The organism is Thalassotalea sp. Sam97, from assembly GCF_041379765.1.
In the GTDB taxonomy this organism is placed as follows: Bacteria; Pseudomonadota; Gammaproteobacteria; order Enterobacterales; family Alteromonadaceae; genus Thalassotalea_A; species Thalassotalea_A maritima.
The window spans coordinates 1928218-1943210 of sequence record NZ_CP166919.1 but is presented as its reverse complement, the minus strand read 5'-3'; the positions used below and the strand labels follow the sequence as shown (position 1 = coordinate 1943210).

Here is a 14993-nt window from a genome sequence, read left to right as displayed (position 1 = left end):
GTGGGTGGCAAATCAATGACTCGGCAATAACCTAGGCGATAAAAAGGGGACGTTCACCCGATGATGAATGTCCCTTAATCACTAATGATACGTGTCAGTAGAGCGATTTACAGTGCTTTTTCGAGTTCAGGTAATGCCGTAAATAAATCTCCCACCAAACCATAATCAGCAACTTGAAAAATGGGCGCTTCTTCATCTTTATTGATAGCAACAATCACTTTTGAGTCTTTCATACCCGCTAAATGTTGAATCGCACCTGAGATACCAACGGCAATGTACAAGTCTGGAGCAACAATTTTACCTGTTTGACCAACTTGCATATCGTTGGCAACAAAGCCTGCATCAACAGCGGCACGTGATGCGCCAACAGCCGCGCCAAGTTTGTCGGCAATGCCTTCAAGTAGACTGAAGTTTTCACCATTTTGCATACCACGGCCACCAGATATAATGACGCTTGCGGCACTCAGCTCAGGACGCTCTGACTCACTAAACTCTTCGCTAACAAATTGTGATTTAGTACTTTCAACAGCCGTTGTTAATGTTGTTATAGACGCGGTATTACCGGTTTTAGCCGCATCAAACGATGAGCTACGCACAGTCATCACTTTAACTGTGTCGGTTGATTGCACCGTGGCAATCACGTTACCCGCGTAAATAGGGCGCTTAAAGGTGTCCGCATCAATCACGTCGCTAATATCGGAGATTTGACAAACATCCAATAGCGCGGCCACACGAGGTGTGAAGTTTTTACCCGTTGTGGTCGCCGATGCCAAAATGTGCGAGTAGTTGCTCGCCAACGATACAACCAAATCAGCAGTATTTTCCGCAAGCTGGTGGGCGTAACAGGGGTTGTCAGCAACCAATACTTGGCTAACGCCATCAATTGTTGCGACTGCAGATACCACGTTGCCTAATTCATGACCACAAACGAGTAGGTCGATAGTGCCACCGATTTTTTGCGCGGCAGCGACTGTTTTGTAGGTATCAATTTTTAACTTACCTTGCTGATGTTCAGCAATCACTAAAATACTCATGAAATCACCTTCGCTTCGGTTTTAAGTTTTTCGACTAGCTCGTTAATATCGGCCACCTTGGCGCCACCACTGCGTACCGCGGGTTCTTCGACTTTGATGGTGGTCAGGGTTTTATTTAAGGTAATGCCAAAATCAGCAAGCGTGAATTGCTCTAACGGCTTACGTTTTGCTTTCATAATGTTTGGTAATGAGGCGTAACGAGGTTCGTTTAAGCGAAGGTCAGTCGTCACAATGGCAGGCAGGTTTAGCACAACCTGTTGTAGGCCACCGTCCACTTCGCGCGTTACGGTAACGTGTTGGTTTTCAATTTTTATTTCAGATGCAAACGTACCTTGTGGCAAGTCACATAATGCCGCAAGCATTTGTCCCGTTTGGTTGTTATCAGAGTCAATCGCTTGCTTACCTAAAATAACCAAGTCAGGTGTTTCTTTGGCAACGATTTTTGCTAATACCTTAGCCACATGTAGTGATTCTAAATCGTTATCTGCTTGGACATGAATCGCTCTATCAGCACCTAGCGCTAAGGCGGTTCTAAGCTGTTCTTGGCAACCTTTGTCACCAATGGAAATAGCAATCACTTCGCTAGCGATGTTAGCTTCTTTTAAACGAACCGCCTCTTCAACAGCAATTTCGCAAAACGGATTGATCGCCATTTTAACACTGGTTAAATCGACGCCTGATTGGTCAGATTTAACTTTTACTTTGACGTTGTGATCAACAACGCGTTTTATCGGCACAAGAATTTTCATGAATACCTCGTTGTGGTTATCTTTTGGTGGTCACGTGGCGCTATAGTCCAAAAGAGTTATGTCGTAAATTCATTGATACGGTAATCTGGTGCGCAAAATATGTCCTCCCTCAAACGGATTAGCTTAACGATACGGGTTTTAGCAACAATCAAATAACGTCGCAGTTGATCTGTGTGTTTATCTGGAACAGCAAAAAATACCGTCTTAAACCGCAAAAAGGGGGGCTTTAGCAAAGTAATGTAGCTCTGCGTTGTCGCAGATAAAATAGCGTGTAGCGGTTTGTTTATTATTGCGTATCGTCCTAATGGACGTATTACGCTCGTGTAAATTAACTTTACATTGGCTAGCTATTGCACACTAAATGAGGTTGTGGATTCGTTGATGGTCGCTCAAAATAAAGAATTAAGGCGAGAGCTTAAGCGCAAACAGCGTGCTGAGCTTGAGTTTCCAGATTTTGGTGAGATCAAAGAGGGTCAACCAACAGAGTTAGTGGCAGGCGTTTATCAGTTGAAAATGCCACTGAAAATGGCGTTGTCACACATTAATGTCTACCTCTTAGCTGACGGTGATGGCTGGTACATTGTCGACACTGGGTTACCAAATCAAGAGAGCAGACAATATTGGCAACATCTTGCCAACACTTTTTTTAACAATCGCCCCGTCAAAGGCATTATTTGTACCCATTTTCATTACGACCATGCCGGTTTAGCGCCTTTTTTAATGGAGCTGTTTGATGCGCCAGTGTGGATGACCATGGGCGAATACTATACGTTGCGCTCTTTGGCGGTGGAAGATAGAGAAAAACGTGTACAGGCACAAACTCAGTTTTTGTTAAAACAGGGGATGCCAAACGATATGGTGGACAAAGTCGCTAAGACATGTCGTCACGATCCTTTTGTTAGTTTCGTCCCAAGTCATTTTAATCGCCTTTGTGAACAACAAACCTTTGTCATTGGTGGTCGTAAATGGACGGTGAAAATTGGCCGAGGACATTCTCCAGAGCATGCCTGTCTATTCAGTGCTGGTGAGCAGAATCTATTACTTGCCGGCGACCAAGTATTACCCGACATAAGTTCCAACATATTTGTATCAGATACCGAGCCATTTGCCGATAGTTTATCGCAGTGGTTCGCTTCGTTGTCATCGTTGCAATTATTACCAACCGACACATTAGTGTTGCCTTCTCATGGAAAAGCATTTATTAATTTACACGCAAGGGTTGAGCAGTTGCAGCAACATCATCAAAGTTTGCTGGAAACTATCTTGCAGGAAGCGAACAAAATTGAACAGTTTAATGCTTATCAAGCAATGAACTGGCTATTCCCTCAGATAAAAAACGCAGTAGATAGTATGTTGGCTCAGAGCGAAACGTTAGCTCACCTCAATTATCTCTGCACTAATAATAAAATAAAACGAGTGCCCTCAAATCAGCATGTCCTCATGTATACAACAAGAACAAGAGCAGGCACATTTTAGGAGAGTTAGCATAATGGTTTATCAAACATTAGCGTCAATTCAACAAAAGTTAACCCAACCTGGTGCGCCATTTGAATTAGCGCAATGTCCAGAGCAACAAGTACCGTACTTTAAGCAAGCACCTGACGTGTTAGCGGACATGTTACAAGCCGTGCGTCGAGAAGACGATAGCGTGTTTTTAGTTTACGGTGATGACCGTTGGAGCTACCGTCGTTTTTATCAAGCGGTTGATCGCACAGCCGCGTATCTGCAAAGCTCGGGGATCGAACCTGGTCAACGTTTAGCGATAGCGATGCGCAATCGCCCTGAATGGGCGGTATTTTTTGTCGCAGCTGTATTTGTTGGTGCGGTACCAGCGCCGCTAAATAGCTTTGGCTTAGGCGAAGAGCTTAATGCAGCAATTAATGACATAAAACCAGACGTATTAGTATGTGATGATGCGCGCTATAGAAGAATTAGCGAATGCGCAACACAGCTGCCGAAGCTAGTTATTTGTTTACATGACTTGATCACCGATCCTGCACAACATGATGCTAATGTGATTGACGCAGAATCGGTGATAAACCAAGACAATGCTGTTTGGAGCAAACCTAATATTAACGGAGATTCCCCAGCATTAATTTTATTTACCTCCGGCGCAACAAGTCGGGCGAAAGCGGCATTGTCAACCAATCGAGCGGTTTGTCAGGCGCTATATAACATTAATTACATCACCGCGATTTCTGCGATGAGTTCACCAGAAGCGATAGCGGCTATTCAAGAAAAGGCAATGCCGCCTGTGGCATTAACAGCGGTGCCATTGTTTCACGTTAGTGGTTTGCATGCGCAATTACTTAATGGCTTGTTATCAGGCCGTAAGTTGGTATTTATTCATAAATGGGATACCGAAAATGCGCTAGAGTTGCTTGAACAAGAGCAAGTAACAGTATTTAACGGTGCGCCAGCGATGATCATGCAAATGATGCGTCATCACGAGTTTAGCGAAGGAAAAATTCAGCATCAACTAGCCGGCCTTGGTTTTGGCGGCGCAGGTATTCCGAAGAAGCTGATCAGCGAAGTACTCGAGAAAATGCCCAATAAAATGATTGGTATCGGTTATGGTATGACCGAAACCAATGGGGTTGGAGCGGCTGGCTCAGGCGCTATTTTTAATGCTCATCCTAACGCATCAGGCATTGTTTCGCCAATTATGCAAGTGCGTATTGTTCGCGAAGATGGTTCTATTGCTGAAGCCGGCGGGGTGGGTGAAATCCAACTTAAGGGTGTTACGTTAATGAGTGGTTACATGGATGCTGAACACGGTATTTGTAACCCAGCAGATGACAACGGTTGGTTAAGCACCGGCGACATTGGTTATGTGGATGAGCACAACTATTTATTTGTTATCGATCGTTTAAAAGACGTGATTAACCGAGCAGGCGAAAATATTTCTGCAGCTGAAGTCGAGTGTTGTTTATTACACCATGATGACGTTTTAGAGGCGGGTGTAACCGGTATTCCTGACGAAGACCTAGGTGAAGCGGTGGTTGCGGTGGTAAGTCAACGCAGTGGTAGCAATGTTAGCGAAGAAGACTTAATTAAGTACTGTGCTGAACGTTTAGCATGCTTTAAAGTACCCTCTAAAGTCATCTTGACTGAAGAAAAATTACCAAGAAACCCTGCCGGTAAGCTATTAAAAGTCGAGCTTAAATCTAATTTCATTAGTGCGCTAGCGTAAGGAGACGAGCATGAAAACTCAATATGATGTGATTGTTGTCGGCTCTGGCGCTGGTGCTATGACCGCGGCACTTACTGCCAAAGATAAAGGCCTAGATGTTTTAGTTATTGAAAAATCCGATAAGTTTGGTGGAACATCAGCGCTATCGGGTGGCGGTATTTGGATCCCAAATAATAGCCAATTTAAACAGCTTGGCGGCAAAGATGACTACGATAAAGCGTTAACGTATTTGCGTGCTTCAACCCAAGGTGATGTCGACGAGTCACGTTTGCACGCTTACTTAAAGTTTGCCCCAGAGATGGTCGATTACCTGCATGAAAACTCACAAGTGCGCTACGCAGTAGCAGCAGAATACCCAGACTACTATCCGCACTTACCGGGCTCGTTAGCTGGCGGTCGTACGCTTGATCCTGAGTTATTTGATGCCAGTAAATTAAATGGCCATATGAGCGAGCTTCGTGAAGCATCACCAGCAACCTTGTTAATGGGTAAAATTGGCTGGACGGCACGTGATGCGCATTTGGCGATTAGTCGTAAATTTGGTTGGCAGTTTATGATTTTAAAACGCATGATGCGTTATAAATTCGATTCAAAATGGCGTAAAAAGCACAATACCAAACGTGACCGCCGTGTTGGTTTGGGTAGTAGCTTAATTGCTTCATTACGCGCTTCGTTAATGGATCGCGACATACCACTTTGGCTTAACACAGAGTTCGTTGATTTTATCAAAGACGGTAATCGCATTACTGGTGTTAATGTGATGCAGTCTGGTCAAGAGCTAAGCTTAACAGCGTCAAAAGGTGTGATCATGGCAAGCGGTGGTTTTGAACAAAACCAACAATTACGTGAGAAGTACCTACCACAGCCAACTGACGTGAAATGGAGCGCAACCCCAGTTGGTGAAAACACTGGTAACGCGCTAGAAGCGGGCATTAAGCATGGCATGGCGACCGATTTACTTGAATGTGCTTGGTGGGCACCAACCGTATTGGTACCGAAAGAAGATAAAGCGCGAGGCTTGTTTGCTGAACGTGCTTTCCCTGGTGTTATCGTGGTCAATGACCGTGGTGAACGTTTTACTAACGAAGCAGGGCCGTATTTAGAGTTTGGTGAAGCCATGTATCAAGATCACCAAAAAAACTTATCTGGCAACATCACTTCGTATGCGGTATTTGACGCCAGTTTTCGCTTTAATTACGCCATCGGCCCATTAATGCCTGGGCAAATTATGCCAGACAGACGTCTTCCAGAAGCTTGGAAAGATACGGTCTACTATAAAGCAGACTCACTCGATGCGTTAGCTGAACAAATTAATGTCGATGCGTCTGCGTTAGCGGATACAGTGGATAAGGTAAACCATTACGCGGCAACGGGTCGAGACGACGACTTTGCTCGTGGCGGTAACGTGTTCGATCGCTACTATGGTGACCGTAATGTTAAGCCGAACCCGTGTTTAGCACCAATTAAAAAAGGCCCGTTTTATGCGGTGCCGATCCAAGCGGGCGATATTGGTACTAAAGGTGGCTTACTAACCAATGAATTTGGCCAAGTGTTATTTGACGCAGATAAAGCGCCTGTTGAGGGGTTATACGCGATTGGTAATTGCTCTGCTGCGGTTATGGGTAAAAGCTACCCTGGAGCGGGGTCAACCTTGGGACCAGCAATGACCTTTGGTTATATTGCTGCGCATCATATCGCGGGCCAGTAAGGGATAAAGCATGGACGTAGTGACACAAAAGTCGGCGTGTTTTGCGCCGAACCATCCGGCAAAAACAATCGCCGAACTGGCAACTAAGGTACCAGAGGCGTACCACGGCATCGTAGCGTTGCAAGACGAGTATCGTCAAATTCGCTATGAACAGCTTAGCGTAACGATTGCGCCGATTGCCAAAGCATTGATTGCGAATGGCATTAACAAAGGTGATAGAGTGGCGATATGGGCACCAAATACCATTGACTGGGTGTTGTGTGCTTTAGCTGTTCACAGTTGTGGTGCGATTTTGGTGCCAATTAACACTCGCATGAAAGGTAAAGAGGCCGCGCAAGTGCTTCACGACAGTGATTGTCGATTGTTGTTTACGGTCGGTGAATTTTTAAAAGTTGATTATCCAGCGCAACTAGACGACCAGCCAATTTCAACTCGTTTGAGTATTGTACTGATGGCCAATGAACAGTCGGCATCAACACGCGATGTTGTTCGTTGGAATGAGTGGCTAGACGCTGCTGATAACGTAACGGATGCAAAATGGCAAGCGCAGATGGCTAATGTAAGTTCAGAAGATGCTGCCGATATTTTATTTACCTCAGGGACAACAGGTAAACCCAAAGGTGCTGTTTGTGGCCATGGCGCGACGTTAACGGCGTTTCGCGCATATTGTGCCAATATGGACTTTTTGCCGGGTGAGCGTTATTTGATCATCAACCCATTTTTCCATGCGTTTGGTTACAAGGCGGGTTGGGTAAGTGCGTTGTTGGCAGGCTGCACTATTTTGCCAGAGAAAGTGTTTGATTCAGGCCGAATTTTAAGCCGCATCGCTGACGATAACATCAATATTTTGCCAGGACCGCCGACCTTATATACGTCATTGCTACACGATAAGGCGTTTGCAACGACAGATTTGTCGAGCTTGCGCACAGCCGTAACCGGTTCATCGTCCGTATCACCGCACTTGGTTGAGCAAATGCGAAACGACCTAGGTATTGAGCGCGTCGTGACAGCCTACGGCTTAACCGAATGTGGTGGTTTAGCGACCATGTGTTCACCCAATGATAGTGCCGAAACGATTGCCAATAGCAGTGGCAAAGCGATAGCCGGGACGGAGCTGGTTATTTTTAGCGAAGCAGGCGAGCCATTAACACACGGTCAAATTGGTGAAATTTGCTTACGTGGTTATCATGTTATGCAAGGTTACTGGCGCAATGAACAAGCCACACAGGATACGATTTGTGCTGATGGATGGTTGCACACAGGTGATTTAGGCATGCTCGATGAGCAAGGTAATCTCCACATTACCGGCCGCTTAAAAGACATGTTCATTTGTGGTGGTTTTAATTGCTATCCAGCGGAAATAGAAGCGATTGCGCAAACCCACCCGGACGTACGTGAAGTCGCTGTTATCGGTGTGCCAGATGAACGTATGGGTGAAGTCGGTTGTGTATTTGTGGTGGGTAAAGACGGTAAAACCATTAGTGAAGTGGATTTTATTCAATGGTGTCGCGCCAATATGGCAAATTACAAAGCGCCAAGATACTGTCGCCAAATTAGCGAAATGCCGGTTAACGCCTCAAATAAAGTGCTTAAAGCGGACTTGGAAACGCTGTTTAGCGAAGAGCGAAAATCCGCGTAACACTTCGTTACTAAACATGAGTATGTGACAAGCCGAGCAACGCTCGGCTTGTCTATTTTGGGCTTTTCTATTTCAGCCTTGTCCATATTGTACGTTTTATATTTTTATTCGAGCCTGCAAATAACATAGGGTTATGTCATTATGTGCGTTATCGTCTGCTCTTGTCGCTGGCATTAAAAGATGACATCGTCCAAAGCGCATTCAGAAATAACAATAAAAACCTGAGAAAACAATCATGACACATATCTCATACCAACTAACAAGTAATTTTGCAGCGTCAGCGCAACTTACCTATGACAATATGCGAACGTATTACCAGCATTACGGTGTCGATTGGCAACATGCTCACATTATTGAGCAAATCAAGGGGTTACAAAACTGGGATATTGTTATCAATGGGCAGGTGATTGGCGCAATTCGGTTAGCGTTTGATGATGCGGGGTGTTATCTTCGCGATCTACAAGTTGATGCCGGCTATCAAAATAAAGGTATTGGTGAAAAAGCGCTGTTGGAATGTCAGAGGTTGGCAAAAAGCGCCGGCGTGACGGCGCTGCGCATGCGTGTATTTAAAATCAGCCCAGCGCATCACTTATATACACGAATGGGCTTTGGCGTTGATTCCGAAGAAGAGCGCTTTTACTATATGTCGCTCAAATTATAACGACAACTCGTTTAAGGTTCAGGTATGCGCAAATCAGATAAAAAAATCGATAACCAGCTTCGCCAGGTGCTAACCGATGTCTGTGAAATGTCGTTAAAGGATATACATGGGTTTCAGTGGTTGACACATACGGTGAATTTTTCAAATTTTCCGAGCAGTTTACGGATTGTCTGCGTGTTCGATACGAATGAAAATCGACAGCGTTATCTGTCATCTGAGCACAAACAGCGTTTGCAAAGTCGCATCAAAGGAGAATTTGATGCGTTGGGCATTGCCCTTAAACATATCGCTAAGCACATCGTTTATGATAGCGAAGAAAATTGCGCTGAGCAGCACAACGGTAATTGGGCGAAACGATTGGCTTAGCCGCTAATCTTATCTCTAACCACTAACGTCTAGCTACTAGGGCACATTGCGTTGTGAATGACGTCACCAATACTTTGATAGCGCGCGGGGAGCTGTCGATTGCGCTTGTGCACCAAATAAAGGGTTTGAATGACCGGCTTGGTTGGCGTAAAAATTTGCAATTTCTGACGCGCTTCAAAACTATCAACAGCACTGCGTGGCAACACCGTAAACCCCAGTCCTTTGGCAACAGGCTGTAAAATTTGGCTGATTTGATTGACAAAGCCAGTCACCGGCAGCTCATCAATGTTGAGATCTGCTAAATCAGGCTCTTGACTCAACGAACAAAACAACGATAAATAATGTTTGGCATCAGGGTGAGCTATTAGCCCCACAGCTTTTAATGTTTCGCTGAGCCTTTGGTGGTTTATCTTGGTATTTTTCGGCAATACTAGGCACAGCTCTTCTAAACCAAGTTTTTGCACCTCAAATAAGCCATTATTGGTTATATCGGTAACGATACCAATATCAATCACATTGTTTTGAATGTCGCTGAGAATTTGATGATTTGGCGCGGCTTTGACATGGATGATAAGCTCAGGATAGTTGCTTTGTAAGTCGAGTAACTTGGGGTAAAGGACAAGTACCAACGCCCCAGAGCATGCTAACGAGCACTTGCCTTTATAAGGCTCATCAATCGCTAATTCTGCCAATAAGGTTTGTTCATTTTTACCCAGTTGCATTGCATATTGATAAACCAAACGACCTTTTTCGGTGATCTCAAAACTCTTTTTATCCCGTGCAAGTAGGGCGTGACCACATGCATCTTCAAGTTTTGCGATATGTTGGCTAACACCTGGTTGCGTCATAAATAGCTTGTCAGCTGTTTTGGTAAAGTGGCCTGTATCGACCAATGTAACAAAGGTTTTTAACCAAACTGGATTGAGCATCGCCGTACCTTAAAGATTACTTATAAGTAAAAATTATCATTTTAACAATAAATCATAATTTCAGCTAATTGTTATCTTTATCTAGAATACACCCATCAACAAATTGTATGAATTAACGATTTCTTATTTGGAGCAAAATATTATGAAAATGAATCATGTTGGTATCATGGTTGGTGATATGGATAAAGCGGTTGAGTTCTACACCAATGTGCTTGGCCTTAGAGTAGTTATGGGTAACACCAAAGTTGTTGAAGAGCGTGAAAGTGCTATCGGCCGTATGTGTATCGCCGTATTCGGTGAAGGCTTTAAAGGCTTCAATATTGCTCACTTAGTAACAACGGATGGTATCGGTGTTGAGCTTTTTGAAATGAAAGACCGTCAAGACCGTCACGTGGTTGATTTTAGCCGCTTAGGTATTTTCCACTTCTGTTTGCAAACGGATGATTTTGAAACCGTAATGCGTAAGACGGAAGAGTTCGGTGGCAAAGTGCGTATGGATGTGATGCGTTATCACCCAGAAGACGATACAAAGCCAGCAAAAATGGTTTATTTAGAAGACCCATTTGGTAACTTGTTCGAGCTTTACTCGCACACTTACGAAGAAACGTACGCGACAGACTACGAGTAATTTGCTGTACTAATACAAAGTAGCTAAACAACGTGATGTCGTCGCATCGTTGATCTGCTTAGTAATGTATATTGTCATAAAAACCGACATTGTCTTATCGATAGTGTCGGTTTTTTGTTTGTCTCATCTAATACATATCAATGAATGCTTCTACGTTAGTACATCATCCATGGTCTCTTTGAATGGCATTCGTTTTTATGCGAAGGTAAACGCTTGTAATTCGTCAATCTATCCCAATATCTAAAAGCATAATAAATCCTATCAATTGTAGAGAGTGACTATGTCTGATCTTCTAATCGCTGGTTCAACTGGCACACCATTAACTATCCTCAATGAATCACAGTATTCAACTTGGTTAGAAAACCAATCGGATTTTCATAAAAACTGGTTAACGCAAAGCCAATATAAAGGCAAAGGTTTAGCGCTACTACCAGGGACTGATGGTGCCATTGTTAAAGCGCTGATGGTGGTAAAAGATACAAGTGATTACTTTGCTTGTGGTGATTTGATTAATCAATTACCGGCAGGGCAGTATCAGCTTAATGCCGATGTCGTTGATCACGAAGCGATTGCCTTTGGTTGGTTAATGGGCGCATATCAGTTTGACCGCTATAAAAACAACGACAAAACATTAGCGGTATTGGCTATTGATAACCAAACGCTTGTGGATGATGCCATCAAACAGTTTAAGGCGACATCATTGGTACGCGATTTAGTGAATACGCCTGCGGCCGATATGATGCCACAACATTTATCTGCTGCGACCAAAGCGTTAGCTGACGAATTCGGCGCAGAGTTCTCAGAAGTTGTGGGTGATGAGTTACTTGAACAAAACTACCCAACCATTCATGCGGTTGGCCGTGCAAGCTGTCATGCCCCACGTTTATTGGACTTACGTTGGGGTGCTGACAATGCACCAAAAGTTACCTTAGTGGGTAAAGGTGTGTGTTTTGACAGTGGTGGTTTAGACGTGAAACCGGCTGCTGGCATGCGTCACATGAAAAAAGACATGGGTGGCTCGGCGCACGTATTAGGTTTAGCACGTTTGATTATGGCATTTGGCTTAAATGTGCGTTTACGCGTACTAATTCCTGCCGTTGAAAATGCCATCGCCGGTAACGCGCTACGCCCAGGTGATGTGGTAACCACCCGCAAAGGCTTAACGGTTGAAATTGATAATACCGATGCAGAAGGGCGTTTGGTGTTATGTGACGCGTTAGATGAAGCGATGAACGACAAGCCTGACATGGTCATTGATTTTGCAACCTTAACAGGTGCTATGCGCATTGCCCTAGGTACCGAATTACCGGGCTTTTTTGCAACCCATGATGCCACCGCCCACGGCATTACGGCTGCAGGCTTAGGCATTACCGATCCGGTATGGCGTATGCCGTTATATCAACCGTATCGTGATATGTTAAACAGTGATATTGCTGATATGACCAACTGCGCAAGTGGCCCATTTGGTGGCGCAATTACCGCAGCGCTTTACTTACAAGACTTTGTTAACGAAGACATTGACTGGTGCCACTTTGATATTATGGCCTTTAATATCCGTGCCTTACCTGGTCGTCCGAAAGGCGGTGAAGCGTTTGGCGTACGTGCTGTATTTAAACACCTTAAGCAAAAATACGGTTGATAAACAAGCGCTGTACAGGCACCCATTAATTGTTCGTTAAAGGCGCGTTAGCGCCTTTTTTGTGTATGGCGATTGAGTTATTGATGCTATTTGCCTTTATCTGTTGTTAGGTTTTTATCTTGTTTTACTTTCCCTTTAGGTCGCCATAACACCGGTTTATTTATGCAACGTGGTTTGCGCCAATTTAGTGCAGCAAATACAAGTTCTTTTAACCACAAAAACACCCAAAATATTATTTCGGTAATTAACACCAATAAAACAGCAAAAAGATCTAATGCTGTAAGTGTCTTTCCCGCTGGAACGAAGAGACTCGCGACGACTTCTAGTAAGGCTGTAACTAGACTAACTAAACTCTCTATAATGAAGATGAATATTGAAATTATTCCTTCGAGCATCTCTACACTTCCTTTATGTTCAGCTTATTTTTATGAATTACTTTTTAAAAGCAAATGCTGATTTGAGAGACATTTTTAAAATGAATAGTTTGTTTAATATTTTGCTAGAAGCAAAAGTAAAAAATAAGCCCATAATCACAAAAAAGCTTACAAAGATAAGGGCATTAAATTTAATTGATTCATCATTTGTTGGCACACCGTTATATACAATAGAGGCGTCAGGATCTAAATAGAACCCGAGAAATTGATAAAACATAAATCCACCTATAATGACGAACCACATACCAGTAAAACGCATTCCTTTTCTAAATCGGCGCATTGCTTTTAACAGCGATGTTTTCACTATTATCTCCGTAATTTAAAAAAAATTGAGTGGCGCCATTCCACTATTAAGAATTTAATAGCGCGATATATCACACCAGTTTTAACACACAAGTTAATGCTTTGCTACATATGGATTTTTCGTTAATTTACTGTGCATTAATATTCCCTTAGAACGGAAGGGCGTTATGGGCAGATGATGTTCTTAAGTTTGTTTCGAATACATTGACGTTGGTGAAATGCAATTAATGTCTCGCGTCAATGATGACACTGCTGCAATTCGTCATGTCTCTGTTTATCTTGTGCTTTTTGTCTGTTTTTTGTTAGCTTAATCAGAGAGCAGAATAAAAGACGAAAATAATAATAGGTGACGCATGGATTTTAGCATGGATATCGGCGCTAACTTTGGTATTTTGGGGCTTATCGCTTCGTTGGTTTTACTGACGATTTTAGTCTTTCGCGGCATGGATCTGCTGATTGCGGCGCCCATTTGTGCCTTATTAGTGGCACTGACTAACGGCCTGCCGATATTTCAAAGCGCGGATATTGAAAAAGCGGCAAACTTTTCCGATAGCTACCTTAACGGCTTTAGCGGCTTTTTAGGCGTATGGTACTTAGTCTTTTTAACGGGCGCTTTGTATGGCAAGTTAATGGAATACTCTGGTGGTGCAAGTGCGATTGCCTATTGGATTATTCATAAAATCGGCATCAAACGCTGTGTTACAGCGGTGGTGTTGGCAACCGGTATTTTAACTTACGGTGGTGTCAGCGCCTTTATTGCCGCATTTGCGGTATATCCGCTTGCCGCTAACTTGTTTCAACAAGCCAATTTACCGCATCGCTTTATTCCCGCGGCACTTGCGCTTGGCTCGGTCACCTTCACCATGACCAGCGCTGGCTCTATGGAAATTCAAAACTGGCTACCTGCTCCTTACTTGGGAACAACGCCTTATGCGGCATGGGAAGTGAGCTTAGTCACCGCTTTGGTTATGGCTGTATTGGGTATTGTTTGGTTAAACAAAATGATCCGCTCAGCGTCCGCTAATGGTGAGGTATTTAGCTTACCTGAAGGCTCTATTTTAGCATCGCTCGATGAGGCCAGTGACGATAACAAACCGCTCAGTCCAGCGATCGCATTTGCGTCATTGCTGGCGGTGTTTGTCACTGCCTTTATGTATCATGAGGAGTACAAAAATAATGCCTTAGTAATCGCCTTATTAGCCGGTTGTTTGGTGCTGGCGGTAGGTTATTGGTCACAGGTGAAGACGCACTTGAAAGCCGTTGCGGGCGAGGGCGCGCTTGGGGCCTTGATTGCTGGTGCGAATACCTCGGCTGTCGTCGGCTTTGGCACCGTCGTAAAAGCAACCCCTGCATTTGCCATTGCTGTTGATGTTGTTACCGGTATTCCCGGCTCGCCATTGGTGTCGGCGGCGATAGCGGTAACGCTCATTGCGGCGATTACTGGTTCAGCCAGCGGTGGGCAGAGTATTGCCTTACCTATTTTAGGGCCAATATATTTGGATGCTGGCGCGAATCCTGAGCATTTGCACCGCACCATATCGTTATCATCCGGTGTGCTTGATTCGATGCCGCACAATGGTTACGTGGTTACCTTAGTTCGGGCTATTTGTGGTGAGTCGCACAATACGGCGTATTTGGCGTTAGCGAAAATGACCATGGTGGTGCCGCTTATTTGTACCATTGGCGCTATTTGGGCACTGGCTTGATAAC

Annotated in this window: 14 protein-coding genes; 9 read left to right on the top strand and 5 right to left on the bottom strand. The window is 44.1% G+C overall.

Annotation, left to right across the window (positions count from 1 at the left end; translation table 11 throughout):
- Nucleotides 1–107 precede the first annotated feature (107 nt).
- Both ACAX20_RS08800 and ACAX20_RS08795 read right to left on the bottom strand, forming a co-directional pair.
- Nucleotides 108–1034, bottom strand: coding sequence for an electron transfer flavoprotein subunit alpha/FixB family protein (locus ACAX20_RS08800; RefSeq protein WP_371185512.1), 927 nt, complete (start codon nucleotides 1032–1034; stop codon nucleotides 108–110).
- Nucleotides 1031–1783, bottom strand: a complete 753-nt coding sequence (locus ACAX20_RS08795) for an electron transfer flavoprotein subunit beta/FixA family protein (RefSeq protein WP_371185510.1) — start codon at nucleotides 1781–1783, stop codon at nucleotides 1031–1033. The genes ACAX20_RS08800 and ACAX20_RS08795 overlap by 4 nt, the downstream gene beginning before the upstream one ends.
- A 381-nt stretch (nucleotides 1784–2164) precedes the next feature.
- On the opposite strand from ACAX20_RS08795, the gene ACAX20_RS08790 reads away from it, so the two are divergent.
- The 6 genes from ACAX20_RS08790 to ACAX20_RS08765 all read left to right on the top strand — a co-directional run bounded on the left by ACAX20_RS08790 (nucleotide 2165) and on the right by ACAX20_RS08765 (nucleotide 9350).
- Complete coding sequence (locus ACAX20_RS08790) at nucleotides 2165–3259, top strand: MBL fold metallo-hydrolase (RefSeq protein WP_371185508.1); 1095 nt, start codon at nucleotides 2165–2167, stop codon at nucleotides 3257–3259.
- A 13-nt stretch (nucleotides 3260–3272) separates the two neighbouring features.
- Nucleotides 3273–4976, top strand: a complete 1704-nt coding sequence (locus ACAX20_RS08785) for a class I adenylate-forming enzyme family protein (RefSeq protein ID WP_371185506.1) — start codon at nucleotides 3273–3275, stop codon at nucleotides 4974–4976.
- Nucleotides 4977–4986: 10 nt separating this feature from the next.
- Entirely contained in the window at nucleotides 4987–6684 is a 1698-nt protein-coding gene (locus ACAX20_RS08780; protein WP_371185505.1) for an FAD-binding protein, read from the top strand.
- A gap of 10 nt (nucleotides 6685–6694) precedes the next feature.
- Nucleotides 6695–8323, top strand: coding sequence for an AMP-binding protein (locus tag ACAX20_RS08775; RefSeq protein ID WP_371185503.1), 1629 nt, complete (start codon nucleotides 6695–6697; stop codon nucleotides 8321–8323).
- A 235-nt stretch (nucleotides 8324–8558) separates the two neighbouring features.
- Complete coding sequence (locus tag ACAX20_RS08770) at nucleotides 8559–8984, top strand: GNAT family N-acetyltransferase (protein ID WP_371185502.1); 426 nt, start codon at nucleotides 8559–8561, stop codon at nucleotides 8982–8984.
- Nucleotides 8985–9008: 24 nt separating this feature from the next.
- Nucleotides 9009–9350 carry a Fis family transcriptional regulator gene (locus ACAX20_RS08765; protein ID WP_371185500.1) on the top strand — a complete coding sequence of 114 codons (342 nt, stop codon included), beginning with the start codon at nucleotides 9009–9011 and terminating at the stop codon, nucleotides 9348–9350.
- Nucleotides 9351–9379: 29 nt separating this feature from the next.
- Here the strand turns inward: ACAX20_RS08765 and ACAX20_RS08760 are convergent, their stop codons facing one another.
- On the bottom strand, nucleotides 9380–10279 hold the full coding sequence (locus tag ACAX20_RS08760; RefSeq protein WP_371185498.1) for a LysR family transcriptional regulator: 900 nt from the start codon (nucleotides 10277–10279) through the stop codon (nucleotides 9380–9382).
- 142 nt (nucleotides 10280–10421) lie between these two features.
- Between ACAX20_RS08760 and ACAX20_RS08755 the strand changes: the two genes are divergently transcribed.
- Together ACAX20_RS08755 and ACAX20_RS08750 are read left to right on the top strand one after the other, a co-directional pair.
- The gene (locus ACAX20_RS08755) at nucleotides 10422–10907 is read left to right on the top strand and encodes a VOC family protein (RefSeq protein ID WP_371185496.1); all 486 of its coding nucleotides are present in this window, start codon (nucleotides 10422–10424) and stop codon (nucleotides 10905–10907) included.
- A gap of 280 nt (nucleotides 10908–11187) precedes the next feature.
- A complete protein-coding gene (locus tag ACAX20_RS08750; RefSeq protein ID WP_371185494.1) occupies nucleotides 11188–12546 on the top strand; it encodes a M17 family metallopeptidase in 1359 nt (452 codons plus the stop codon).
- Between the two features lie 86 nt (nucleotides 12547–12632).
- Here ACAX20_RS08750 and ACAX20_RS08745 read toward each other — a convergent pair whose 3' ends face one another.
- Entirely contained in the window at nucleotides 12633–12941 is a 309-nt protein-coding gene (locus tag ACAX20_RS08745; RefSeq protein ID WP_371185492.1) for a hypothetical protein, read from the bottom strand.
- A 37-nt stretch (nucleotides 12942–12978) separates the two neighbouring features.
- Nucleotides 12979–13284, bottom strand: coding sequence for a hypothetical protein (locus tag ACAX20_RS08740; RefSeq protein ID WP_371185490.1), 306 nt, complete (start codon nucleotides 13282–13284; stop codon nucleotides 12979–12981).
- Nucleotides 13285–13636: 352 nt separating this feature from the next.
- Here ACAX20_RS08740 and ACAX20_RS08735 point away from each other — a divergent pair, with 352 nt between their 5' ends.
- Entirely contained in the window at nucleotides 13637–14989 is a 1353-nt protein-coding gene (locus ACAX20_RS08735; protein WP_371185489.1) for a GntP family permease, read from the top strand.
- Nucleotides 14990–14993 lie beyond the last annotated feature (4 nt).

Excerpts from the sequence above, each read along its gene's own strand:
- ACAX20_RS08775 (WP_371185503.1), top strand. The coding sequence starts at position 6,695 with ATGGACGTAGTGACACAAAAGTCGGCGTGTTTTGCGCCGAACCATCCG.
- ACAX20_RS08735 (WP_371185489.1), top strand. The coding sequence starts at position 13,637 with ATGGATTTTAGCATGGATATCGGCGCTAACTTTGGTATTTTGGGGCTT.
- ACAX20_RS08795 (WP_371185510.1), bottom strand. The coding sequence starts at position 1,783 with ATGAAAATTCTTGTGCCGATAAAACGCGTTGTTGATCACAACGTCAAA.
- ACAX20_RS08770 (WP_371185502.1), top strand. The coding sequence starts at position 8,559 with ATGACACATATCTCATACCAACTAACAAGTAATTTTGCAGCGTCAGCG.
- ACAX20_RS08785 (WP_371185506.1), top strand. The coding sequence starts at position 3,273 with ATGGTTTATCAAACATTAGCGTCAATTCAACAAAAGTTAACCCAACCT.
- ACAX20_RS08745 (WP_371185492.1), bottom strand. The coding sequence starts at position 12,941 with ATGCTCGAAGGAATAATTTCAATATTCATCTTCATTATAGAGAGTTTA.
- ACAX20_RS08755 (WP_371185496.1), top strand. The coding sequence starts at position 10,422 with ATGAAAATGAATCATGTTGGTATCATGGTTGGTGATATGGATAAAGCG.
- ACAX20_RS08760 (WP_371185498.1), bottom strand. The coding sequence starts at position 10,279 with ATGCTCAATCCAGTTTGGTTAAAAACCTTTGTTACATTGGTCGATACA.
- ACAX20_RS08765 (WP_371185500.1), top strand. The coding sequence starts at position 9,009 with ATGCGCAAATCAGATAAAAAAATCGATAACCAGCTTCGCCAGGTGCTA.
- ACAX20_RS08790 (WP_371185508.1), top strand. The coding sequence starts at position 2,165 with ATGGTCGCTCAAAATAAAGAATTAAGGCGAGAGCTTAAGCGCAAACAG.
- ACAX20_RS08780 (WP_371185505.1), top strand. The coding sequence starts at position 4,987 with ATGAAAACTCAATATGATGTGATTGTTGTCGGCTCTGGCGCTGGTGCT.
- ACAX20_RS08750 (WP_371185494.1), top strand. The coding sequence starts at position 11,188 with ATGTCTGATCTTCTAATCGCTGGTTCAACTGGCACACCATTAACTATC.
- ACAX20_RS08800 (WP_371185512.1), bottom strand. The coding sequence starts at position 1,034 with ATGAGTATTTTAGTGATTGCTGAACATCAGCAAGGTAAGTTAAAAATT.